23 protein-coding genes and 1 pseudogene are annotated in these 24,478 nt (G+C 48.8%); 21 read left to right on the plus strand and 3 right to left on the minus strand.

Features of this window, described 5'->3' with window-relative positions; all coding sequences use genetic code 11:
- Positions 1–14 precede the first annotated feature (14 nt).
- From recO to DWY63_RS10285, 10 genes are all read left to right on the plus strand, one after another.
- Positions 15–758: a DNA repair protein RecO gene (gene recO, locus DWY63_RS10240; RefSeq protein WP_117802026.1), complete on the plus strand. Its 744-nt coding sequence runs from the start codon at positions 15–17 to the stop codon at positions 756–758.
- Between the two features lie 263 nt (positions 759–1,021).
- Positions 1,022–2,464, plus strand: a complete 1,443-nt coding sequence (locus DWY63_RS10245) for a sugar transferase (RefSeq protein ID WP_117509402.1) — start codon at positions 1,022–1,024, stop codon at positions 2,462–2,464.
- A gap of 409 nt (positions 2,465–2,873) precedes the next feature.
- Positions 2,874–4,652, plus strand: coding sequence for a phosphotransferase (locus tag DWY63_RS10250; RefSeq protein ID WP_117802027.1), 1,779 nt, complete (start codon positions 2,874–2,876; stop codon positions 4,650–4,652).
- Complete coding sequence (locus DWY63_RS10255; protein ID WP_117802028.1) at positions 4,640–5,371, plus strand: NTP transferase domain-containing protein; 732 nt, start codon at positions 4,640–4,642, stop codon at positions 5,369–5,371. The genes DWY63_RS10250 and DWY63_RS10255 overlap by 13 nt, the downstream gene beginning before the upstream one ends.
- Positions 5,361–6,929, plus strand: a complete 1,569-nt coding sequence (locus DWY63_RS10260; protein ID WP_199607218.1) for a BCCT family transporter — start codon at positions 5,361–5,363, stop codon at positions 6,927–6,929. Before DWY63_RS10255 ends, DWY63_RS10260 begins: the two co-directional genes overlap by 11 nt.
- Complete coding sequence (locus DWY63_RS10265) at positions 6,901–7,248, plus strand: hypothetical protein (protein ID WP_117802030.1); 348 nt, start codon at positions 6,901–6,903, stop codon at positions 7,246–7,248. Before DWY63_RS10260 ends, DWY63_RS10265 begins: the two co-directional genes overlap by 29 nt.
- A 128-nt stretch (positions 7,249–7,376) precedes the next feature.
- A complete protein-coding gene (locus tag DWY63_RS10270) occupies positions 7,377–8,813 on the plus strand; it encodes a lipopolysaccharide biosynthesis protein (protein ID WP_055220423.1) in 1,437 nt (478 codons plus the stop codon).
- A 138-nt stretch (positions 8,814–8,951) separates the two neighbouring features.
- On the plus strand, positions 8,952–10,151 hold the full coding sequence (locus tag DWY63_RS10275) for an ATP-binding protein (protein WP_117802032.1): 1,200 nt from the start codon (positions 8,952–8,954) through the stop codon (positions 10,149–10,151).
- Complete coding sequence (locus tag DWY63_RS10280) at positions 10,151–10,405, plus strand: helix-turn-helix domain-containing protein (protein ID WP_242991123.1); 255 nt, start codon at positions 10,151–10,153, stop codon at positions 10,403–10,405. Before DWY63_RS10275 ends, DWY63_RS10280 begins: the two co-directional genes overlap by 1 nt.
- Positions 10,406–10,410: 5 nt before the next feature.
- The gene (locus DWY63_RS10285; RefSeq protein WP_055220427.1) at positions 10,411–10,983 is read left to right on the plus strand and encodes a VanZ family protein; all 573 of its coding nucleotides are present in this window, start codon (positions 10,411–10,413) and stop codon (positions 10,981–10,983) included.
- A 233-nt stretch (positions 10,984–11,216) separates the two neighbouring features.
- Here DWY63_RS10285 and DWY63_RS10290 read toward each other — a convergent pair whose 3' ends face one another.
- Positions 11,217–12,104: a DegV family protein gene (locus DWY63_RS10290; protein ID WP_117802033.1), complete on the minus strand. Its 888-nt coding sequence runs from the start codon at positions 12,102–12,104 to the stop codon at positions 11,217–11,219.
- Between the two features lie 206 nt (positions 12,105–12,310).
- Between DWY63_RS10290 and udp the strand changes: the two genes are divergently transcribed.
- Both udp and DWY63_RS10300 read left to right on the plus strand, forming a co-directional pair.
- Entirely contained in the window at positions 12,311–13,087 is a 777-nt protein-coding gene (gene udp / locus DWY63_RS10295) for a uridine phosphorylase (RefSeq protein ID WP_055220432.1), read from the plus strand.
- Positions 13,088–13,128: 41 nt separating this feature from the next.
- Positions 13,129–13,560: a cytidine deaminase gene (locus DWY63_RS10300; RefSeq protein WP_117760908.1), complete on the plus strand. Its 432-nt coding sequence runs from the start codon at positions 13,129–13,131 to the stop codon at positions 13,558–13,560.
- Between the two features lie 85 nt (positions 13,561–13,645).
- Here DWY63_RS10300 and DWY63_RS10305 read toward each other — a convergent pair whose 3' ends face one another.
- On the minus strand, positions 13,646–15,106 hold the full coding sequence (locus DWY63_RS10305; protein ID WP_117802108.1) for a DUF1846 domain-containing protein: 1,461 nt from the start codon (positions 15,104–15,106) through the stop codon (positions 13,646–13,648).
- A gap of 574 nt (positions 15,107–15,680) precedes the next feature.
- Here DWY63_RS10305 and DWY63_RS10315 point away from each other — a divergent pair.
- From DWY63_RS10315 to DWY63_RS10330, 4 genes are all read left to right on the plus strand, one after another.
- Complete coding sequence (locus DWY63_RS10315) at positions 15,681–16,415, plus strand: DedA family protein (protein ID WP_319638341.1); 735 nt, start codon at positions 15,681–15,683, stop codon at positions 16,413–16,415.
- A gap of 307 nt (positions 16,416–16,722) precedes the next feature.
- A complete protein-coding gene (locus tag DWY63_RS10320; protein ID WP_117509394.1) occupies positions 16,723–17,142 on the plus strand; it encodes a hypothetical protein in 420 nt (139 codons plus the stop codon).
- Between the two features lie 178 nt (positions 17,143–17,320).
- Entirely contained in the window at positions 17,321–18,007 is a 687-nt protein-coding gene (gene tsaA, locus DWY63_RS10325; RefSeq protein WP_117509440.1) for a tRNA (N6-threonylcarbamoyladenosine(37)-N6)-methyltransferase TrmO, read from the plus strand.
- A gap of 156 nt (positions 18,008–18,163) precedes the next feature.
- Complete coding sequence (locus DWY63_RS10330; protein ID WP_117802034.1) at positions 18,164–18,826, plus strand: YkgJ family cysteine cluster protein; 663 nt, start codon at positions 18,164–18,166, stop codon at positions 18,824–18,826.
- A gap of 103 nt (positions 18,827–18,929) precedes the next feature.
- On the opposite strand, the gene DWY63_RS10335 is transcribed toward DWY63_RS10330, so the two are convergent.
- Positions 18,930–19,337: a LytTR family DNA-binding domain-containing protein gene (locus DWY63_RS10335; protein WP_022461016.1), complete on the minus strand. Its 408-nt coding sequence runs from the start codon at positions 19,335–19,337 to the stop codon at positions 18,930–18,932.
- 416 nt (positions 19,338–19,753) lie between these two features.
- Between DWY63_RS10335 and DWY63_RS10340 the strand changes: the two genes are divergently transcribed.
- The 5 genes and pseudogenes from DWY63_RS10340 (at position 19,754) to DWY63_RS10360 (ending at position 24,470) form a co-directional block, all read left to right on the plus strand.
- Positions 19,754–20,206: a hypothetical protein gene (locus tag DWY63_RS10340; protein WP_022461015.1), complete on the plus strand. Its 453-nt coding sequence runs from the start codon at positions 19,754–19,756 to the stop codon at positions 20,204–20,206.
- A gap of 62 nt (positions 20,207–20,268) precedes the next feature.
- A pseudogene (locus DWY63_RS10345) lies at positions 20,269–21,348 on the plus strand (UDP-N-acetylglucosamine 4,6-dehydratase family protein); the annotation flags it as partial.
- The gene (locus DWY63_RS10350) at positions 21,345–22,106 is read left to right on the plus strand and encodes a tyrosine-protein phosphatase (RefSeq protein WP_117802036.1); all 762 of its coding nucleotides are present in this window, start codon (positions 21,345–21,347) and stop codon (positions 22,104–22,106) included. The pseudogene DWY63_RS10345 and the gene DWY63_RS10350, both read left to right, overlap by 4 nt.
- Positions 22,107–22,178: 72 nt before the next feature.
- Positions 22,179–23,054: a hypothetical protein gene (locus tag DWY63_RS10355; RefSeq protein ID WP_022461012.1), complete on the plus strand. Its 876-nt coding sequence runs from the start codon at positions 22,179–22,181 to the stop codon at positions 23,052–23,054.
- A gap of 12 nt (positions 23,055–23,066) precedes the next feature.
- Positions 23,067–24,470, plus strand: coding sequence for a polysaccharide biosynthesis tyrosine autokinase (locus DWY63_RS10360; protein ID WP_022461011.1), 1,404 nt, complete (start codon positions 23,067–23,069; stop codon positions 24,468–24,470).
- Positions 24,471–24,478 lie beyond the last annotated feature (8 nt).

A 24,478-nucleotide genomic window follows, 5' to 3' on the forward strand; every position in this document is an offset into this window, starting at 1 on the left:
AATAAGGAAGAAACATGCGAGAACCAATCAATGTAAGCGGAATGGTATTATCCGCCTCCCCGGTCGGAGAGTATGACAAGCGCGTCGTGATCCTGACCCGGGAGCTCGGCAAAATCACTGCCTTCGCGCGTGGCGCCCGCCGCATGAAAAGCCCGCTGATGGCCGTCTCCAATCCGTTCGTCTTCGGCGAGTTTCAGGTTTACGAGGGCCGTGACAGCTACACCCTCTCCGGCGCAAACATTAAAGAATACTTCCTCGACCTGGCGCAGATGCAGCCCGGCGTTTATTACGGCTTTTATTTTCTGGAACTGGCCGAATATTTCGGCCAGGAAGGAAACGATGAAACCCAGATGCTGAACCTTCTGTACGTGACGATGAACGCCATCCGCCGCGGAAAACAGGACCTCCGCCTGCTCCGGTGCATCTTCGAACTGCGGACGATCACAATCAGCGGAGAAGCACCGCAGATGTTCTCCTGCATGGAGTGCGGCACGAAAGAGAATCTGACCGTTTTCTCCCTGCGCGACAGCGCCATCTACTGCCCAAACTGTGGAAAAACCATCAGAGATCCATGGCCGCTGCAGCCGGGCACCGTGCTGGCATGCCGCTATATCATTGCGGCACCGCTCGCGAAGCTGTATGGTTTTACCGTAAATGAAGAGATCCTGGACGAACTGGAACGATTGCTGCGTGCATATCTCCATCGCTATGTCGAAAAGAAGATGAAAACATTACAGATTCTGGATGTGATGAAATAATATAAAATGTAATAATTTGCAAAAATGTGAAATAATTATGTCCAAAAGTGTGTCCACACCTTTACAAATAAGTAGAAATGGGATAGAATATTTGGAATAAAGAAAAAATGGTTCTGTATTCGTCACAGAAGATATTACAAATGCATAGTACCAGAAAAAATGAGAAGGTTTTAGTGAAAATGGTAATATAAAAGCTAGAAAAACTATGCGAAACAAGAGAATGTTACGAGTACGGCGAAAAAAATACGACAGGGGAGAAAGGTATGTACAAAAAATCATCCACAGGATGGCTGAAGCATCTGGATTTTATGGTTCTTGATATTATCTGTCTTCAGCTGGCTTTCGTCATGGGTTATTTCTTAAGACATCACAGTTTTAAGCCATATGGAAGCCCAATTTACCGAAATGAGGCTATCGTATTCGCTCTGATCCAGCTGATGATCATGTTTTTTGACGATTCCTTCAAAAACGTCATGAAGCGCGGATACCTCGTGGAAATCGGAATGACTGTAAAAAATATGGTATACATCATCGTTCTTGGTGTATTCTACCTGTTCCTGATTCAGGAGGGAGATCAGTTCTCCAGAGCAACCATTATGCTGACCGGTGCTCTGTACGGAATGCTTTCCTATCTGATGCGCATCGGATGGAAGGCTGTGGTAAAGAAACGCAGCAGCGGGGAACACAGCGGCCGTTCGCTTCTGATCATCACGACCGAAAAACAGTCACAGTCCGTTGTAAAGAGCATGCTGGATTTCGATTACATCGGCGTTCGTCCGACTGGCGTTGTTCTCGTAGACCAGGACAGAACCGGACACAAAATCCACGGCGTACCGGTGGTATCGAACCTTGCAGATGCAGCTGAGTATGTCTGCCGTGAGTGGTTCGACGAAGTGCTGATCGTTCTGCCGGAAGGCAGAGAAATCCCGCAGAAAGTATTCGACGCATTCGCCGAGATGGGCATTACGATCCACGTAAAAATTGCGGACGTGAACGAAATGCAGGGAAAAAATCAGACTGTAGAGCGCATGGGCAACTATACCGTGGTCACCACCTGCATCAATATGGCAAGCGCAGGACAGCTTGTGCTGAAACGAATCATGGACATCTGCGGCGGTCTTGCCGGATGTATTCTGACCGGAATCATCTTCCTGTTCGTTGCCCCTGCGATTTATATCAAGTCTCCGGGCCCGATCTTCTTCTCACAGTACCGTGTCGGAAAGAACGGAAGAAAATTCAAAATTTACAAGTTCCGTAGCATGTACATGGATGCGGAAGAGCGGAAAAAAGAACTGATGAAACAGAACCGCGTCAGCGATGGTCTGATGTTCAAAATGGAGAATGACCCGCGTGTCATCGGAAGCGAAAAAGGACCAGGCAAAGGAATCGGAAACTTTATCCGCAAAACCTCGCTGGATGAATTCCCGCAGTTCTTCAATGTGTTAAAAGGCGACATGAGCCTTGTAGGAACCCGTCCGCCGACAGTGGATGAGTGGGAGAAATATGAGCTCCATCACAGAGCAAGACTGGCAATCAAGCCGGGACTGACTGGTATGTGGCAGGTAAGCGGACGAAGCGAGATTACAGATTTTGAAGAGGTTGTAAAACTGGATACGAAGTACATTTCAGAATGGTCCTTTATGTTGGATATTAAGATTTTGTTTAAAACTGTACTGATTGTATTAGGCCAGAAAGGTTCTATGTAAAAAAAATGAAAAATGGAGATATATTGTAGTTTTGGGAGTAGTGTGGTAAAATAAAGGTAAATTTTAAGAAAAATTTATGAATGGAAGCGCAAAGAAGTCCTGATGACGGCGAAAAGGAAAAAGGCTTCCTTTGACAGGTGGTCCAAATAATGTTAATTATTTGGACCTTTTTATGTGAACTTCCTGAAATATTAACTCTCGTTTCGACATGTTCTTGCTTTAAGCCAGTTGTAGCATACTTTAAAAGGAATTTTATGAGAGTTAATTTTATAGGAAGTTCACATATATACTACCACAAAAGTAATTATCTTTCACTGACAACTATCCTAACACACAGGGGATTGAAAAATCTATAAAGTTATAGTATAATCGAAAACAAAAGTTCATGAAAAATGAAAGAAGGAAGTATATGAACAACTCGAAACAAGATATATTGAACAACCTGATAAAAGAACCCTTCATCAATCAGCGTATCCTTGCCGCGCAGACCGGCCATTCGCTTGGTATTGTTAATCGTTCGCTTAAGGAGCTGATTTCAGAAGGTTACCTGGATGAAGAGATCCGTCCGACAGAAAAGGCACTGCGTGAAGCAAAAGAAAAAGCGCCGAAAAACGCCATTATTCTTGCCGCTGGATTTGGTATGCGGATGGTTCCGATTAATACAGAGACACCGAAAGGACTTCTGGAAATCAAAGGAGAGCGGCTGATTGAGTGCACAATCCGTCAGCTTCATGAAGTCGGCATTACAGAGATTTACATCGTTGTCGGATTTATGAAAGAGCAGTATGAATATCTGATCGATGAATACGGCGTAGACCTGATCGTTGCTCCGGATTATACGTCGAAAAACAATCTGCATTCCCTGAAAACGGCGGCAGATCATTTATCAAACAGCTACATCATTCCCTGTGATATCTGGTGTGAAAAGAATCCATACAGCAGAAACGAATTATATTCCTGGTACATGGTCAGCGATCTGGTGGATGATGACAGTACCGTCCGCGTAAACCGGAAGCAGGAGCTGGTCGTACAGAAAGAACAGGCAGGCGGAAACGCGATGATCGGCATCTGTTATCTGCTGGAAGCAGAAGCGGAGACCGTGCGGGAGCGTCTGGAAGAACTGGGAAGAGATTCCCGATACGACGGAGCGTTCTGGGAGGAAACCTTATACCGGAAAGACAGAATGATTGTGACCGCCCGTGTTGTACATGCAGCAGATGCCGTAGAAATTAATACTTATGAGCAGCTGCGTGAGATCGACAGCGATTCCAGCCAGCTGCAGACGGATGCCATTCAGGCGATCTGTGAAGCACTTGGAGCACAGCAGGACGAAGTAACAAACATTACAGTTCTGAAAAAGGGAATGACAAATCGATCCTTTTTATTCTCCTGCAAAGATAAAAAATACATTATGCGTATCCCGGGAGAGGGAACAGATCAGCTGATCAACCGCCGCCAGGAAGCAGCCGTCTATCAGACGATCGCCGGACGGAAGATCTGCGATGAGATTGCCTATATTAATCCGGAGAACGGCTATAAAATCACAGAATATCTCGACGGTGCGAGGGTCTGCGATGCAGAAAAGGAAGAAGATCTTCAGAAATGCATGAAGAAACTGCGGGAGTTTCACGGGCAGAAATTAAGAGTAGACCATTCCTTCGACCTGTTCGGACAGATGGAATACTATGAAAGCCTCTGGGAAGGAACTCCGTCAGCATATAAAGATTACGAAAAGACGAAAGCGCATGTGCTTCAGTTAAAGGATTACATCGAAGCAAATGCCGGAGAGCGGGTGCTCACCCACATTGATGCCGTGCCGGACAATTTTCTGTTTGTGGAAGAAAACGGAAAAGAGGAGATCCGCCTGATCGACTGGGAATACGCCGGAATGCAGGATCCGCATGTGGATATTGCAATGTTCTGTATCTATTCTCTCTACAAAAAAGAGCAGGTGGACCATCTGATTGATCTTTATTTTGAGGGAAGCTGCGATGATAAAACACGCATCAAAATCTACTGTTATATCGCAGTCTGCGGTCTGCTCTGGAGCAACTGGTGCGAATATAAACGGAAATTAGGCGTGGAGTTCGGAGAATATTCCCTGCGGCAGTACCGCTATGCAAAAGATTATTACAAAATAGTCCAGCAGGAACTGGGAGAGGAAGGAAAAGAAACATGTACAAAGTAGAGCGTGCCATTATTATGGCGGCAGGTTTCGGAAACCGGATGAAGCCGGTAACGTTAAAAACACCAAAACCGCTGGTCCGGGTAAACGGTGTGCGGATGATTGATACCGTCATCGACGGGCTGCATAAAAACGGAATTACAGAGATTTACGTGGTAATCGGTTACCTCAAAGAACAGTTCCAGACACTGGAAGAGGAGTACCCGGGTCTGAAGCTGATCGACAATCCGTGGTACGATACCTGCAACAACATCGCATCGCTGTATGTGGCGCGGGAACATCTGGAAAATGCCATTATTCTCGACGGCGACCAGATCATTTATCACCCGGAAATTCTGTCTCCGGAGTTTGAGCGGTCCGGTTACAACAGCGTGTGGACAGATGAGGAGACCGACGAGTGGCTGCAGACCGTGGAAAACGGCATCGTAACAGGATGCAGCAGAACCGGCGGAAAGGGCGGCTGGCAGCTCTACAGTATTTCCCGATGGACAGCGGAAGATGGAAAGCGGTTAAAAGGCCATCTGGAGCAGGAGTTTGAGGAAAAGAAAAACCGCCAGATTTACTGGGATGATGTGGCAATGTTCTGTTACCCCAAAGAGTATCAGCTTGGCATCCGGCCAATGAAGGCGGATGATATCATAGAGGTAGATAATTTCAGCGAACTCGTTGCACTGGATGCATCGTATGCGGATTACGCAGAAAGGGAAGAAAATGAACAGTAAAAACCAACAGAAGAAAAAAGAAATCGACTGGATGATCACGCTGGTGCCTCTGGCGCTGATCGTTGCTCTATGTATCGTATTTTTCTTTGCACCGGAGCAGTCGAATCAGGTACTTGGCCAGATTCGATTTCTGTTTGGAGACACCTTTGGAACGTATTACCTGGTCATCGGACTTGGCATTTTCTTTCTGTCTCTGTTTCTGGCAGGCTCCAAATACGGAAATATTGTGCTTGGAAAGCCGGATGAGAAGCCAAAATATTCCTTTTTTGCATGGGGATGCATGATGTTTACCTGTGGTCTGGCAGCAGATATTCTGTTTTATTCGTTCTCTGAGTGGATTTTGTACGCAACAGATCCTCACATCGCAGAACTTGGCAGCATTCAGGACTGGGCAGGCGTATTTCCACTGTTTCACTGGAGCTTTATCCCGTGGGGATTCTATCTGGTACTGGCTGTCGCGTTTGGCTTTATGCTTCATGTAAGAAAACGAAACCGTCAGAAATACAGCGAAGCCTGCCGGCCGATTCTGGGAAAACAGACAGATGGAATTGGCGGCCGTCTGATTGACCTTCTGGCTGTCTTTGCACTGCTGGCCGGAACTGCTACCACTTTTAGTGTGGCGACTCCGCTGATGGCAGAAATCATCGGTGAACTGTTCCATATGGAAGTCAGCAGAACCGTGATTAATATCATCATTCTTCTGATTACCTGCTGTGTTTATACGTATTCTCTTCTGCATGGATTCAAAGGAATCAGCATTCTGGCCAAGGTGTGCATTTATCTGTTTTTTGGACTCCTTGCCTTCGTCCTGCTGTTTGGGGGAGAGACGCGGTATATTATTGAAACTGGATTTTCTTCTCTTGGAAAAATGATTCAGAACTTTATCGGCTTGTCGACGTATACGGACCCGATGCGTACGACAAACTTCCCACAGAACTGGACCATTTATTACTGGGCATACTGGATGGTATGGTGTGTGGCAGCACCGTTCTTCATTGGCAGCATTTCCCGCGGAAGAACCGTGCGCCAGACGATTCTCGGCGGATACGGTTTTGGTGTGGGTTCCACGCTTGTCAGCTTTATTATTCTTGGAAATTATTCGATGGGAAAGCAGATTTCAGGTGCAATTGATTTCATTTCGCAGTATAATGAAAGCGGAGATTTATATCATCTGATCGTGTCGATGATCAAAACCATGCCGTGTGCACCGCTGATTATGGTTGTTGTATTAGTTACGATGGTTGCATTTTATGCGACATCGTTCGACTCGATCGCATTGACAGCATCGTGCTACAGCTACCGGAAACTGGAAGACGGCGAAGAGCCGGCAAAAGGAATTCAGCTGATGTGGTGTATTCTGCTGATCCTGCTTCCGATTGCACTTCTCTTCGCAGAGAGTTCCATGAACAGTCTGCAGTCCGTCAGTATTGTAGCGGCATTTCCGATCGGCATTGTGATCGTAATGATTGCGGTCAGCTTCTTAAAAGATGCAGAACTGTATTTAGAAGAATTGCAGGGAGGAAAAGCGCATGGAGAGGAGAAAAAAGAGAATCGTTAAACTGACAGCATTTTTGTTTCTGCTTGAGGCATCCATTTTTGTGATGCCGCAAAAGGCGTTTGCGGACGAAAATGAGGATGTTACATTGCCGACGGGCGATATTAAACCCATGGAACCACAGCAGGATGAGTCCGGGATTGATACATACGGGGCCGATGAAGGCGATGAGTTCAGCGGAACGGAGTATGAATTGTATACGGTTCTGGAGAATCGTGTGAAAGAAGCGATGCTGGCTGGAAATGAATGGGTATCCATTAAAGATTTAAAAATAAGAAGGGATACCTATGACATTTGGGAATCGAAACACATAAAGCAGTGAGAATCCCCCATGGTTGAATGGAAGCGTTCAACCATGGGGGATTTTAATGGATGTTCCTCTTGCAGTCCCCCCCATTTTGTGTTAACATAAAACACGCAAATAACCAACAGCAAGGAGTTCTATTTTACATGAACATTACTTCAAAATACCGTTCTCTCTCCGTCCAGGCGAAGGCGGCGCTTTGGTTTACGATCTGCAGTTTCTTACAGAAGGGCATTTCGTTCATCACAGTTCCGATTTTCACGCGTCTGATGAGCACCGAGGAGTACGGAACCTATACGGTTTATCTGTCCTGGCTGCAGATTTTGACGATTATGACATCGCTGTACCTGTTCAATGGTGTTTATGACAATGCGATGGCAAAGTACGAGAAGCAGCGGGATGAATATACATCTGCAATGCAGGGACTGACGCTTGTGATTACGGGTGCGGTTTTTGCATTGTATTGTTTTACGTCGGGTTTCTGGGAGAAGATTTTAAATCTGCCGAAATCCATGATTTTGTTGATGTTTCTGGAAGCGCTGCTGAGTCCGGCGCTTTCTTACTGGTCGGGGCGGCAGCGGTTTGAGTATCGGTACCGGATTCTGGTCTGCGTGACGATTCTGCAGGCGCTGATGAACCCGATCGCGAGCCTGGTGCTGATCCGTATCAACGGCGGTACGGCCATGATGCGGATCTTAGGTATCGTCGGGGTGCAGGTCTGCATCTGTGTGCCGATTATTGTGTTCCAGTTCTGCAAAGGAAAAGAGTTCTTTTCGAAGGAATACTGGGGCTACGCACTGCGGATCGGAATTCCGATTGTGCCGCATTATCTGTCCGGTATTATCCTGAATCAGGGCGACCGCATCATGATCGACAAGATGGTTGGAAAGACGGAAGTTGCGCTGTACGGGCTGGCGTACAGCATTGGTATGCTGGTGCAGCTTTTCATCAGCGGTATGAACAGTGCATTGACACCGTGGATGTACAGCAAGATCAAAAAGGGCGACATCCGCTCGATGCGGAAGGTGCTGCAGCTGCTGAGCATTGTAGTGGTCGGCATAGCCGTGGCGCTGATGCTGATCAGCCCGGAGCTGGTGCTGATTTTCGGATCACCGAAGTACCGCGAGGCGGTGTACGTCATTCCGCCGGTGGCAGCGAGTGTGTTCTTTATCTTCATTTATAATATTCTCTCGATGCCGCAGTTTTATTATGAAAAAACACAGTTTCTGATGGCTGCATCCATGGCGGCGGCTGGAGCGAATGTGGTGCTGAACTTTATTTTTATCCGCCTGTTCGGTTACATCGCGGCCGGTTACACGACGCTGGCATGCTATATGCTGTATTCGGTCGGCCATTATATTGTGAGCAAACGGATTCTGGTGAACGAAGGAATCCAGGAAAATCTGATGAGTCCAGGATTTCTTGTGGCGTGCTCCGTTTTTCTGATTGGAGCAAGCATCATCTGCAATCTTATTTTCCCGTACAGAATCCTGCGTTACGCGATTCTGCTCGCAAGTGCAGGGCTGGTCTTCTGGAAGAAAGAACTTCTGCTGAAGACGATGGCGGATATTCGGAAAAAATAAAAAAGTGGGGGAGGATTTGAAACGAATGTTCAGAGACTCCCCGTTTTTGCGCGTTTTTTCTTGACAGCCACAGAAAAAACGATACAATGAAAGAATGAAGAAAAGTAAGGCATTTTAAATTAGAAAAGGAAAAATTACATGAGTACCAGTATTTCAATAAAAGAACTAAAAGAGCTCGATCCGTCAAGCTATCAGATCGTCGATATCCGCGATGCGGTAGAGATCTCCCACGGCGCGATTCCGGGAGCGCTTGGGATGAAGACAGAAGAAATCGAGACAAGTGATGCGATTGACCGGAGCAAAAAGACGATTATCTGCTGCAGCCGCGGCCGGTTCAGTGTGGCTGCTGCGGAAGAACTGCAGGAGAAGGGCTGGGACGCTGTGAGTCTGGAGGGCGGTTACATCGCCTGGCTGATGGACGTGATGAGCGCGCCGGAGGAGCAGGACAAGGCGGCGGATGTCGAGAAGAGTCTCCGCAAGAAGTTCAAAAAGTCGATCTGGTCCAAATTTACGAAAGCGATCAACACGTACGAGCTGGTAAAGCCGGGTGACAGAATTGCCGTCTGTATTTCCGGCGGAAAAGATTCGATGCTGATGGCGAAATGCTTTCAGGAGTTAAAGCTTCACAATAAATTTGATTTCGAAGTAAAATTCGTTGTCATGGATCCGGGATACAGCCCGGAGAACCGCAAAGTGATCGAGGACAACGCAAAGAGCCTCCACATTCCGATCACCATTTTCGAGACAGACATTTTCGATTCGGTCTACCATGTGGAAAATTCCCCGTGTTATCTCTGCGCGAGAATGCGCCGCGGCCATCTGTATCATTTTGCACAGCAGCTCGGCTGCAACAAGATTGCACTCGGCCATCATTACGATGATGTCATCGAGACGATCCTCATGGGAATGCTCTACGGTGCGCAGGTGCAGACGATGATGCCGAAGCTTCACAGCATCCACTTCGAGGGCATGGAGCTGATCCGCCCGCTGTATCTGGTGCGCGAGGATGATATCAAGGCGTGGAGAGATTATAACGGTCTGCATTTCATCCAGTGTGCCTGCAAGTTTACCGATACCTGCACGACCTGCAATAACGAGGAGAATCGTTCGAAACGCGTGGAGATTAAGGAACTGATCAAAAACCTGAAAAAGGAGAATCCGTTCGTGGAGAGCAATATTTTCCGCAGTGTCGAAAATGTCAACATTGACACCGTGGTCGGCTACAAGCAGCACGGCATCCGCCACAATTTCCTGGAAGGATACGACGACAATCCGGGGTATGTGCCGGAGGCAGAAAAAGCAGCGGCGGAAACGGAGCAGGAAAAAGAAGGAAAGTAATGCACAGAAAAATAGAAGAAACGCCGGGGCGGGAGAAAATGCTGATCCGGCTGAAAGAGCTCCGTCTGGAACGCGGTTACTCGATGACGCAGGCGGCGCGGAAGATTTTCAGTCACCCGGACACCTACAACCGGTATGAAAAAGGCATCCGTGAGATTCCATTGGACTGTCTGATTACGCTGGCAAAGCTGTATGACTGCAGTCTCGATTATCTCGCGGGTGTTTCCGATCAGCCGCGAAAATACGGAAGGTGATGTAAATGGCAATTCCTCTTTATCTGACGACGATAGAACAGGATATTTTTAATACATTCCGGTATCTGCCGCATGCCGTTGCAGTCGGTGTCGGCTTTGTGACGGTTGCAGCAGCGTGGAAAAATCAGCAGATCCAGAAGAAACGGAAACGGCTGGAGCAGTACCGTGCGCTGCACGGCGGGCAGCTTCTGGCGTGGTTTCTGGTAGCCGTCTATTTTGCCATGCTGATTTCGATTACACTGCTTTCGAGAGAACCGGGTTCGAGAACCGGTGTGGATTTGAAGCTGTTTGAAACCTGGGGAAACCAGTGTCTGCCGGACCGGTATTTTGTGGAAAATATTCTGATGTTTCTGCCGTTCGGTGTATTACTGCCAGCGGCGGTGCCGTTTCTTCGGAGATGGTGGTACTGTGTGTATGCGGCATTTGCCATGAGCATGATGTTGGAAACTGTGCAGCTTTTAACAGAGCGCGGCTTCTGCCAGTTAGATGATGTTGTGACGAATACGCTTGGAGCAGCCATCGGGTATCTGGTGTTTGCACTGGTGCGGAAATGTTGGAGAGGGAAGATAGAAGAATAGAAGGAAAACAAGAAGGCTCTGCCCAAATGGACAGAGCTTTTTTCTTCCCTGTTTTTATAGCAAGACCCGAAAATAATGCAAAAAATTCAGCACCGCAGAGCGTGAATTACTGCGTCACAGATTTTCGTCGTACCCCGGTACGCCTTCAAATCTGTTCCTTGCAATTCGCGCTCTGCAGCACTGCCTTTTTTGCATTATTTTCGGGTCTTGCTATAGATGGAAGTGCAGGAGAGTTAATCCACCCGTTCTTTTCCCCAGAAAAACAATGCCACGGTTCCTGGCCCTGTGTGGCTGCCGATGGTGGTTCCGATGTTGTTGATCTCGACTTTTCCGTTCAGATTGGGAAAGCGTTCCTCGATAAGATCCGCAACGGCCCGCGCATCGTCGTAGCAGGCGGACTGGGAAATGTAGCATTTGCCGGAGTAGGAGAGGCCGCCCTCGGCGTTTTCTTCCATCTGGTCGACGATTTTTTTGATGACTTTTTTCTTCGTACGGATTTTAAACCGCGGAATCAGACGGCCTTCGTTGTCCATGTTGAGCAGCGGGCAGATACCGAGGAGGCCGCCGATTGCGCCGGAGGCTTTGGAGATGCGGCCGCCGCGCACGTAGAAGGTGAGGTCCGTGGAGAAGAACCAGTGATGGACTTTGAGGCGGTTTTTCATCGCAAAATCGTAAACCTCTTCCAGCGGTTTTCCTTCATCGCGCAGGTCGGCAAGGCGGTCCATCAGAAGACCATAGCCGGAGGAAGCGCCGAGGGAATCCACGATGAGGATTTTCCGTTCCGGGTAGCGCTCTTCAAGGTCGGCTTTGGCGATCATCGCAGAATTCAGGACACCGGAAATGCCGGAGGAGAGGCAGACGTGGAGAATGTCTTTGCCGTCCTGCAGGAATGTTTCAAAATAGGCTTCAAATTCATCGGCATTCACCTGGGATGTTTTTGTGGAAGCGCCGGCGGCCATGGCGGCATAAAACTGATCGAACGGCATGGACTTGCCGAGATCGTCCGCGTACTCGGTGTCATTTAATTTGTAATGGAAACAGATGTATGAGATTTCCCGTTTGGAGAAATGTTCTTCGGTAAGGTCTGCTGTAGAGCAGCAGCTGATGACATAGGAACTCATAAAATAATCCCTCCTTGTAAAAATGAAAGTAAGAACTCTGGTTTCTGTGCCTATTGTAGCATCCCGAATGGGAAAAGGCAACTGCGGAACGTGATTATATCCGTAATGAAAGGGGCGGTGAAATGGTGTCAAGCCTTGTATTTGCGGTACGGCCTGTGGTAAAATAGAACTATGAGAATACGAAAATACAAAGGAGGTTTTTGCATATGCAGAATTATTCAGGAGAAGAAGGGCTGCAGTATCATCTGCAGATCCGAAAAGGCGATGTGGGACGGTACGTGATTCTGCCGGGAGATCCCAAACGGTGTAAAAAAATTGCAGCTTACTTTGAGAACCCGGTGCTCGTCGCAGACAGCCGGGAATTTGTGACTTATACGGGTACTTTGGACGGTGTAAAGGTTTCCGTTACATCTACCGGCATCGGCGGTCCGTCGGCTTCCATCGCGATGGAAGAGCTGATCCAGTGCGGCGCCGATACGTTTATCCGCGTCGGAACATGCGGCGGTATGGCACTCGATGTAGAGGGCGGCGATATCGTGGTGGCAACGGGAGCGATCCGTGCGGAGGGAACGTCAAAGGAATACGCACCGATCGAGTTCCCGGCAGTCGCAGACCTTACCGTGACGAATGCGCTGGTGCAGGCGGCAAAGAATCTTGGGAAAAAATGGCATGCGGGCGTGGTACAGTGCAAGGATTCCTTCTACGGCCAGCACGACCCGGAGCAGATGCCGGTCGGCGATGAGCTGCTGAAAAAATGGGATGCATGGATGAAGCTTGGATGCAAAGCGTCAGAGATGGAATCGGCGGCACTCTTTATCGTGGCAAGTGCCCGCGGCGTCCGTGCCGGATCGGATTTTCTTGTGATGGGAAATCAGGAGAGAGTGAAACGCGGCATGGAGAACCACATTACGCACGATACGGAAGGTGCGATTCAGGTAGCCATCGAGGCACTGCGGATTCTGATCCGGGAAGATCAGAAATAAGAAAGAAAAAATAAGGGGATACTGGAAAGGGGATGCTGGATATGAAACAGGAAATCAGTACAGAAATAAAACAGGAGCTGGTAAAACAGGCTCTGGCAGCGCGGAAATTTGCGTATGTGCCGTATTCGAAATTCCGCGTAGGCGCGGCGGTTCTGGCAAAGAATGGAGCGATTTATACCGGTTGCAACATTGAAAATGCGGCGTATACACCGACAAACTGCGCGGAGCGCACCGCGGTCTTCAAAGCCGTATCCGAGGGCATAACGGAATTTGACGCGATCGCCGTCTGCGGCGGCCCGGGAGAGGCAGAGCCGGAGGATTTCTGCACACCGTGCGGTGTCTGCCGTCAGGTGCTGCGGGAATTCGTTGATCCGAACGAATTTCTCGTCCTTCTCTGCAAGGGCGACGGTTCCTGGAAAGAAATGACACTCGAGGAGCTGCTGCCAATGGGATTCGGAAAAGAAAATTTATAAACAGAAGCCGGAAAAGAAAAAATCCAGGGCAGGTACGGAAAGTACCGTATGCCCTGGATTTTTATGTCCAAGATATAAAAATTATTTACTGAAATTTCGGCTCACAGGTCAGATCGCATCCCAGACGCTGGAACATTTTGCGGTCCACATCGGAGAGCATAACGCTGGAGTGCACCTGGCAGCCCTTTAACTGCGGCAGGCAGGAGAGTGCTTTCTGTGCATCCTCGCTCTGTGCAGCAGTAGCAGACAGCGCAATCAGAACCTCGTCGGTATGAAGACGCGGGTTCTTGCTTCCGAGGTATTTGGTTTTCAGGGTCTGGATCGGAGCGATGGATTCCGGTGAGAGAACATGTACGTCATGGTCGATGCCGGAGAGCTCTTTTAATGCATTCAGCAGAAGCGCCGCGCTCGATCCGAGCAGATCGCCGGTCTTTCCGGTGATGACGCGTCCGTCCGGAAGTTCCATGGCAGCGGCCGGTGCGCCGGTCGCCTCGGCACGAACAAGAGCCGGGGAAACGGTGGTACGGTCTGCGGCAACGATGTTTTCCTGTTTCATCAGAAGCTCGATTTTGTAAGCCTCAGTCTCGGAGCGGGAGCCGTCTGCGATACCGTCCACAGCAGTGTAGTAGCGGCGGATGATCTCCTGACGGGAAGCCTCGCGGCATGCCTCATCATCGATAATGCAGTTTCCGGCCATGTTGACACCCATGTCTGTCGGGGATTTGTACGGGCTCTCGCCGAAAATCTGCTGGAAGATCGCGCGCAGAACCGGGAAAATCTCAACATCACGGTTGTAGTTGACGGTTGTCACGCCGTATGCCTCGAGGTGGAACGGGTCGATCATGTTGACATCGTTCAGATCGGCGGTAGCAGCCTCGTAAGCCAGGTTGACCGGGTGCTTCAGCGGCAGATTCCAGATCGGGAAGGTCTCATATTTTGCATAGCCGGCGTTTACACCGCGTTTGTGCTCATGGTAAAGCTGGGAAAGGCAGGTTGCCATCTTTCCGCTTCCCGGTCCCGGTGCGGTAACGACAACGAGCGGGCGGGTTGTCTCGATGTACTCGTTCTTTCCGTATCCCTCATCGCTCACGATCAGCGGCACATTATGCGGGTAGCCCGGAATCGTGTAGTGAATGTAAACCGGGATGCCGAGCTTCTGCAGTCTCTTCTTGAAAGCGTCTGCACTGTGCTGTCCGGAATACTGCGTGATGACAACACTGCCGACATAGAGGCCGCGTCCGCGGAACTCATCAATCAGACGGAGCACGTCGCTGTCATAGGTGATGCCGAGGTCGCCGCGGATTTTGTTTTTCTCAATATCGGCTGCGGAAATCGCCATTACGATCTCAGCCTGGTCGGAGAGCTGCATCAGCATGCGCAGTTTGGCATCCGGTGCAAAGCCCGGAAGAACGCGGGATGCGTGGAAATCGTCGAACAGCTTTCCACCGAATTCCAGATACAGCTTGTTGTCAAACTGGTTGATGCGGTCGCGGATGTGCTCGGACTGCATTTTCAGGTATTTTTCATTGTCAAATCCAATTTTCATGGTATTTTTCTCCCTTTTTTCCATGGTATTTGTTTGAAAGAAACGGATCATTCCTGCAGGGATGATGCAAAGTTTTCCCCATTGGGTTCTGAAGAGTTACAAACAACTGATTTTATTTTACTATAGAGAAAAGTCACGTGCAAGAAAAAAATGCGGCAGGAATAGAAGCGATTCAGAAAAAGCACTCCTTCGCGCAAGCATGATTCGCGATTTTTCCGGAATTTCGCATGGATCTGAATCGTTACAAAAAAAATCTCCCCAAAAGGAGAGAGGCCGGGACTTGGTTGAAGCCCCGGCGGTATGAAAAAGAAATCTATCTATTAGAAAGGTTGGCGTTGGAGACGTGCTTCCAGAAATGCTTTGCCGTCTCCGGTTTATTTATAGAGAAACAATGGAGGTTGTTTTTTACTTCCTTTGTTGTTGATAAGATTAGTATACGGGAAAATTGTGACCAGAATGTGTACACGGGATAAAGCTTTTCTGAAGAGAACATGAAAACAAAAGGAAGAAAATCTGACGGAATTGTAAAGAAGTAGTCAAAAAGGATTCATGCACCGTGGAAAAGGCGCATAAAATGCAGGAGAAGAAAAAGAGCATTTCCGGCAGGAAAACCGATAAGACCGGAAAACCGGCTATCTGGCAGCTGCGGGGAAGAGGTTTCTATGCCGGAAATGAAAAGGAAGAGAAAAATTTGCAGAGCGTGATTCTGGATATGGTCAACCGTTTTGGCTATCTTGGTATTCTGATTCTGATTGCGGTGGAAAATGTATTTCCACCGATTCCCTCCGAGGTGATTCTGACCTTTGGCGGTTTTCTGACAACGTGTACTCGGCTGCACCCGGCGGGGGTTGTGCTGGCATCTACGGCGGGCTCACTGCTTGGCGCGCTGGTGCTGTACGGAGCCGGAACCCTCGTCAGCCCGGAAGGGCTTGCCGAGCTGCTCGAGAGCCGGCCGATGAAGCTTCTGGGGTTTCGGGCAGAGGATGCCTGGAAGACCATTGCCTGGTTTCAGAAAAAGGGGCAGCGGGCTGTGCTGCTCGGCCGATGCATTCCGATCATCCGAAGTCTCATCTCGGTTCCGGCCGGCATGGCGGGGATGAAGATGCCGGGATTTCTGCTATATACCATAGTCGGGAGTACGGTCTGGAATCTTCTTCTGGTTGGCATCGGTGCAGCGGTCGGCGCTGCATGGGAGCAGGCGGCAGAATATGTGAAGCTATATGCGGATGTGGTTTTCCTTATTTTAATGGTGGGAACCGTATGCTTTCCGGCATTCCATTTATATAGGAAGAAACACCGTCAAAAATAATAGGATGCATGAAATCATGCATGATATGCAAAAAATATGCTTGCAATTTAGCAATAAGTGTGCTAAGATTCATCTCAACAAATAAAAGGGAGTAGCGAAACGCCGCGGGATCTGAAATAAAAACATCCCGTGCGGGTTTGAAACCGTCAGCCGATGTTGAGAAACATCCGTATCAAATGAGAACGCAAGACTTTTATTGTGGCAGATGTCATGATAGGAGTCTTTTTTTATCCTTCGACTCCTGAATACCAAACATGAACTGCCATCCGTTGCCAGCGAAAGAAGCGTGGCGGAGAGAGAGGAATGTATGAGCAGCCAAAGAGTAAAAAAAGAATTGTACGAAACTGCAATGACAGGAGAAAAGGCACTGACCAGCCTGATGTATGTACAGATGACACTGTATGCAGCAAAAAGCCAGAAAACGTATGCCAGGGTGCGAAGCGAGGGGCGTGCAAGGATGCGCCACACGGGGCTTCATATGAATCAGTATTTAAGAGCGGCTGGAAAGGATCTGGAAAGCTTTCGAAACCGTCTGAAAGAGACACATCTGCCGGAAGAGCTTCAGTCAAAGGCAGAAACATTTCTGGTCCAGACGGTACATGCGCTGGATGTGACGGAGAAAAAACAGATGTACCGCAGGGAACTGATCGGGATGGAAGAGAAAGTAAAGGAAACAGCAGAACAGATCGAGGAGCTGCTGAAAAGCATGCGGGAGCTTGGAGTATAAGTCACCGTCTGGCAGGCTCTGCGTGACCCGTAACGTGTAGTATCCGCAGGGGAGTCGGCGAAGGGGAATGCGCATGGTGGACTTTTCAAAAACAAAATGTTAAGATAAAACATATGGTAATGATTCAGAGCCATGCGAAATAGAAGAGAAGATGCAGGAAAGAAAAGGAGTAAGAAACGTGGCAGAAGAAATTGCAATGAAGGTGATCGCCCGAATCCACACGGATTTCCCGGAAAAATTCGGGATTCCGAGGCAGAGCGGACTGATCGAAGAACTAAAGAGTACGATCGTTTTTGAACCGGAGTTCCGCGATGCAAATGCACTGAGGGGGCTGGAAGAATATTCCCATCTCTGGTTGATCTGGGAGTTTTCGGAAGCCGTGCGGGATACCTGGTCTCCGATGGTGCGGCCGCCGCGGCTTGGCGGAAATAAGCGTGTCGGCGTATTTGCTACGCGTTCGCCGTTCCGTCCGAATCCGATCGGTCTTTCTTCGGTAAAGCTGGAATATGTGGAGCAGCATCCGTCGCTTGGTCCGGTATTGCACCTTACGGGAGCAGATCTGATGGACGGCACACCGATTCTGGATATCAAACCGTATCTGCCGCATGTAGACAGTCACGTGGAGGCACTTGGCAGCTTTACGGAAAAGACGAAAGAATACTTTATTCCGGTTGAGATTCCGGACGAGCTGCTGGAAAAGGTTCCGGCAGACCACCGTGCGGCGCTGAAAAAAGTGCTGGAGCAGGATCCGCGTCCATCGTATCAGAACAGCGAAGAACGCGTCTACGGACTTTCCTTTGCGGGAATGGAAATCAAATTCCAGGTAAAGGACGAGGTACTGCATGTTGTGGGAGTAGAAATGTGAGGAAGAAATAAAGATCGGGAGAAAAGACCGAAAGCAAGGATCGAAAGCAAAGATCAAAAGCGAAGATCAAAAGCAAAGATCAAAAGCAAGGATTAAAAGCAAAGATCGAGAGAAGAGACCAAAAGCAAGGATTAAGAGAAAAGATAGGAAGAAAAAATGGAACGAAATGTAGAGATAGATAAAATTTCAGATGGAAAACGATACGGAGCTAATGATCTTGTAAAAGTGGGCTGCGACGACTGCCGCGGATGCTCCGCCTGCTGTCATGGGATGGGAGATTCGATTGTACTCGACCCGATGGATGTCTACCGCCTGGAGAAAAAGCTGGGAAAGACGATGGAAGAGATTTTGCTGGCTGGGAACGTGGCGCTTCGTGTCGTGGACGGTGTTATTCTGCCACATCTGAAGATGACAGAGCAGTCAGACCGGTGCAGCTTTTTAAATGAAGAAGGCCGCTGCAGCATCCACGATGCACGCCCGGGCTTCTGTCGGATGTTTCCGCTGGGTCGGCTGTATGAGGATGGAACATTTTCTTATTTCCTTCAGGTGAACGAATGTCCGAAGGAGAACAAGACAAAGGTCAAGGTCCGCCGCTGGCTCGATACGCCGGAGCTTGGGAAATACGAAGCCTTTACGACAAAATGGCATTATTATCTGAAGGAAAAACAGAATGCGGCGCGCGAAAGCGAGGACGATGCATTCCGGCAGCAGATCAGCATGAACATTCTGAAGCTGTTTTATCTGCTTCCGTATGACGGAAATACAGATTTTTATACACAGTTTGCAGATCGAATGGAGCTTGCAGCAGACAAGCATTAAGCAAAAACATATATTAACAGGAGAGGCTGTCGCACGAAGCGAAAACACTACAAAATCTATATTTTGTGGAAATTTTTCTTCGTGCGGCAGCCCTCCTGTTTTTTTATATCGTTTCGTAGGAAAACTTTCCTGCTCCGGCGTAGACCAGGAAGGCTTCCCGGGTCTCACGCCTCCGTCGACGGCTGCAGAAAATGATCTGCCCGTTTTTCAGCAGAATTTCGCCGGTTACCTGTACAAGGGAAACATGGGCAAAGTTGATCAGCAGACCTTTTCCGCCGTGGAAAAAACGATCACTTGGTGTAAGGCAGACCGTCAGGTCGGTAAACGTGCAGCGGGTTGTAAAATCTCCCTGAATGGTGTGGAGAATCAGTCGGTGCTGGCAGGCCTCAACGTAAATCAGGTCGTCGAGCGCCAGCCGGTATTTTTGGGAAACACCCTGTGAGATAATGACTGGAATTTCGAGCAGAACAGCATCGTTCGGATCGAGTGGGAATATTAATTTGGAATACAAGAAAACACCTCCTGGAAAGCATACCGTTTGCGTCGAAGTGCAGCCGTTCGAGTCGAAGCGGTTGTCCGGCGCAAAGAAACATGATAGGGTACAAAATAAAAGTAGGAGGGAGCATTACAGCAAACGTCATAAAATTACAAAATGTAGTTTAGCATAGTGGCAGGATCTCATTCAAGCCGAATTGCCGCACTTCTGTTAAAATCGTTCGACAGATAACGACGCCGGATGGCTTAAAGAGTCGAAAAAAGTAAAAAAAGGAACGATAGGCAGAAAAAACAGCAGAAAGATCAAAAGAAAATCGAAAGAAAAGGAGGCAGAGAAGATTGACGATGCGAGATTGATTTGGTATAATATTCCAAAAATAATTATTACATATAACATTACCGTAAAAGAATAAATATCATATGGAGAGAAATATGAACAGAGAAGTAGAAACAATCAGAGAAAAAGTACATACAACAGCAGATGCAGCATTATTTTTATGCTTTCAGGAAGTGAAGGGAAGCCATTCCAAAGGAGTGATCCGGCTGCCGCTGCTTCATTATGACATTCCGTTTGAGGGATACGGAGAAATGCTGCTTCGGATGAACCGCATTTATGACCTGCTCGGCATGCCGGATGCAGGAAGCTGTATGCGGAGCCTTTCAGAAGGGGAAAAAGAAGAGTGGGAATTTACAGATGAAATGAAGAACAATCAGGATACAACGCTTCCAGCCGGAACTGAGCGTATGGTCAGTATTCAGATTCAGTTCCGACAGCACTGTAGTCTGCAGGGATTTCTGATCTGCGGAAAACAGAAAGCAGGTTTTCGTTCAGCACTTGAAATGCTGTATTTACTGGAAGATTGTCTGCAGGAACAGGATAACTGAATACGGGAGAAAAACGCAACAGAATGAGAGTGGGAGCTATGAAGGAAGAAAAAAAGATCAGAAAGAAAATAAAAATTGAGGATTTGCTGCCAAGAGATCCCATCCAGGTGGATCTCGATGCAATCCTGGGCTATGTGAAGGGAAAAACAATCCTGGTAACAGGCGGAGGCGGTTCGATCGGAAGTGAGATCTGCCGCCAGCTGGCCGGACACGACGTCGGGCATCTGATCATTTTTGACATTTACGAAAACAATGCGTACCAGATCCAGAAATCTCTGGAATGGGAGTTCCCAGATCTCAAGTTGACAGTACTGATTGGTTCTGTGCGGGATGAGCGGAGGCTGGAATCAATTTTTTCGAAGTACCGGCCGGACATCGTCTTTCACGCAGCAGCCCACAAGCATGTGCCGCTGATGGAGGACAGCCCGAATGAAGCGATTAAAAACAATGTTATTGGAACCTTAAAAACGGCGCGCACAGCGAGCCATTATCAGGTAAAGAAGTTTATCCTGATATCAACAGACAAGGCAGTCAACCCGACCAACATCATGGGAGCGAGCAAGCGGCTCTGTGAGATGGTGATTCAGCTGATCGGAAGACACAGCACGACAGAGTTTGCAGCAGTGCGCTTTGGAAATGTACTGGGAAGCAACGGAAGTGTCATTCCGCTGTTCCGCCGTCAGATCGAACACGGCGGTCCGGTGACGGTTACGCATCCGGATATCATTCGATATTTTATGACGATTCCGGAGGCAGTCAGCCTGGTACTTGAGGCAGGCGCCTATGCGAAAAACGGTCAGATCTTTGTCCTGAATATGGGAGATCCGGTCAGAATCGCAGATCTGGCAAAAAATATGATCCGCCTTTCCGGATATGAGCCGGAAAAAGAAATCAAGATCAAATACATTGGCCTGCGACCCGGCGAAAAGCTGTATGAGGAACTTCTGATGAATGAAGAGGGCATGCAGACCACAGAAAACAGCCGGATTTTTATCGGCAGACAGATTGCATTTGACGAGAAGGTATTCCGGGAGCAGATAAAGGAACTCGCGAAGGAAGCGGAAAACGAATGTCCGGACATCTGTTATCTGGTAAAGAAAATGGTACCGGAATACCAGTACGAAGGAGAAAAACAGGGATGACGGACCTTCATGTACATATTCTGCCGGGAGTGGACGACGGATCCCCGAATTTGTCCACCTCCCTTGAAATGGCAGAAATGGCGGCACAAAGCGGGGTGCGTATCCTCGCGGTGACGCCGCATGCAAACCAGACGGGAATCGAAGGCGTGGAGGACGGATACGTCAACTACGAATCGGAACAGTTAGAAGAGCAATTTTACCGTCTGGAGAGGGAAATCAACAGAGAACACATTCCCATCAGCCTGGTGCGCGGTATGGAAATCATGAGCATCGGACCGCTGGGGAAAAAAATCAGAGAGAGAAAGCTGATACCGCTCCATGAGAGCCGCTATTATCTGATCGAGGTGCCGTTTGATATGGCGCCGGACGGAATCAGAAAGCGGCTGCTGGAATTTCCGGCGATGGGAAAAATCCCGGTGCTGGCGCATCCGGAGCGGTATTTCTGCGTGCAGGATACACCGGAGCTTCTATACGAATTCCGGGAAATGGGCGCGGTTTTGCAGATCAACAAAGGAAGCGTGTTTGGAAGATTTGGAGAAGAGGCGGAGCGGACAGCAAGGTTTCTACTGGAAAACCGCCTTGCGGGCTGTGTGGCAAGCGATGCCCACGGAGCTGATTACCGGACCACGGACATGCGGCCGGTCCGGCAGTTTCTGGAGGAGCGGTATGGAGAAGCGTATGCACAGCTTTTAGTGAAAGTGAATCCGAGAAGAATCCTGGAGGACCGTCAGATTTTCTATGAACCGTCCCCGGAATGAAAACGGAAAAGACGCTGGTTCCTCTAAAAACAGGAAGAATGGCGTTACAGAAACGAAAGGAGCATCTTTGATATGCACAAAACGAGAGCGGCAGTTCTCATTCTGTTTCTGGCTTCCACACTTGCCTTTGGCGGGTGTCTGGTGCGGCAGCAGACGGGAAAAGACGGAAAAGGGCCGGAAATTACGATGGACAACAGTGAGATTTCTGCCAGCATCCATGCAGAGGAGTCAGAACTTCTGGCCGGGGTAACTGCTTACGATAAAAAAGACGGCGATGTGACGAGTTCTCTTGCTGTGGAACATATTTCGAATTTTGTGGAAAAAGGGCGGCGGAAAATCAGTATCGTCGCCTTTGATTCCGATAACCACGTTACGCATGCGGAGCGGGAACTGGTGTATAATGATTACACCTCACCGGTCTTTTCCCTGGATCGCCCGCTGCGGTTCAGCCTGAATGCAGATGATCTGACAGAGGGACTTTCCGCGGAGGACTGCCTGGACGGAACGATTACCGACCGCATCCGGATTTCTTACGAGGATGAGATCAGCAGTACACCGGGACTGTACCACGTGACATATTCGGTTGCAAACCGCGCCGGAGATGTGACAAGTCTTCCGGTGACAGTAGAACTCTATGATCCGGCAGAGGAGAACGGAAAGCCGCAGATTACCCTGAGCGATTACCTGATTCATCTGGATCTGCAGCAGCCATTTGATCCGCAGGCATATCTGGAAAGCGTGAGTGTGGATCAGATGCTGTATGAAAAGAGAGAAGACGGTGCGCTTCATGCAGCTTCGTATGAAGAAGAGCTCCTGGGAGAAAACCAGTTTTCCATTGACAATCCGGTCGATACCGGAAGTGCGGGTGTTTATGAAGTGACATACACTGCGACAGCGGAGGATGGGCAGACTAGCTCCGTCCGCCTGATCGTCTGTGTAAACGAATAGGGGGGGATCCAGATGGGAGAATACGACAGAACAGGAAACGGGCAGAGCAGCAAAACAGACTGGGATCTCCGAAGTATCCTGTGCGACATTGCAAAAAACTGGTGGGTCATCCTTCTGATTGCCTGTTCGGCGGCGATGATAACCTATACTGTGATGGCGACTGTACACAAAGACCGGTATACGGTGAAAACCACATTTGCCGTTATGGGACGCGGGGTGGATGCCAATGCGGCATCGAGCCTGTCGGCCACATATGAGATGGCACAGAAATTTGAAGCAATTCTGGAAAATACGATTTTGAAGAAAAAAGTGATGGAGGAGCTTAGCTTGTCCTCGTTTCCGGCAAAAATGAATGATTCCATTGTGCCGGAATCCAATCTGATGGAGCTGTCTGTGACCGCAGATTCGCCGGAAATGGCATTTCGGATCTTAAAGTCGGTACTGAACAATTATACGAGCATTTCCGACTATATTATTCCGAATGTAGTGTTGGAGACACTGCAGCAGCCGCAGGTTTCCGGCGTGCCATCGAACCAGATTCCGACCAAAAAGTATGCCGCGACCGCATTTCTTGCGGCAGCCCTTGCTATGGCGGCACTCATCGGACTCTTTTCCTTTCTGCGGGATACCGTCAAAAATGAGGCAGAATTCACCCGCAAAATTGATGCGGACCTGCTGGGCGTTGTGTATCACGAAAAGAAGAAGAAAAACAGCTCCATGCTGATTACCAATCCGGCGCGGAGCTTTCTGTATGTGGAATCCTTAAAGCGTATTGCATCGCGTGTGCGGGGGCGTCTGGACCGAAAAGGCGGAAAAGTGCTGCTGGTGACCAGTGTGGCGGAAAATGAAGGAAAATCGACCCTTGCGGCAAATCTGGCGCTTGCCCTTGCAGAAGAGCAGAACCGTGTACTGCTTTTGGACTGCGATTTCCGACAGCCGGCGTTACATAAAATCTTTGAGATTCCGGAAAAAGACGGAAAGGATTTCGGAAAGGTTGTCCTCGGAAAAGAGTCGGCATCCGGCGTTTTTGAGAAACACAAGGATACCAACGTATATACCGGAATCTGCCGTAATCGTCTGGAAGAGCCGTCGCTTGCAATCGGCGGTGAGATTTTCCACCGGATTCTGGAGACATGCCGGACCAATATGGACTACATTATTCTGGATACGCCGCCGATGGGAATGACGGCGGATGCAGAAGAGCTTGCAGAGTATGCCGATGCGGCAGTTCTTTCCGTACGGCAGGACGGCGCACTGACGAGGGATATCAACGACGCGATTGATGCATTGAACCAGAAAGAGGAAAAAGTGATCGGCTGTGTATTTGGAAATGTTTATCCGGGATTCGGTGAGCGGATCGGCAACAGCTACGGTTATGGATATGGATACGGCACCTACAGCAGGGCAGAACGATAAGAGGGAGC

It is taken from the genome of Blautia sp. AF26-2, from assembly GCF_003460955.1.
GTDB lineage: Bacteria > Bacillota > Clostridia > Lachnospirales > Lachnospiraceae > Fusicatenibacter > Fusicatenibacter saccharivorans.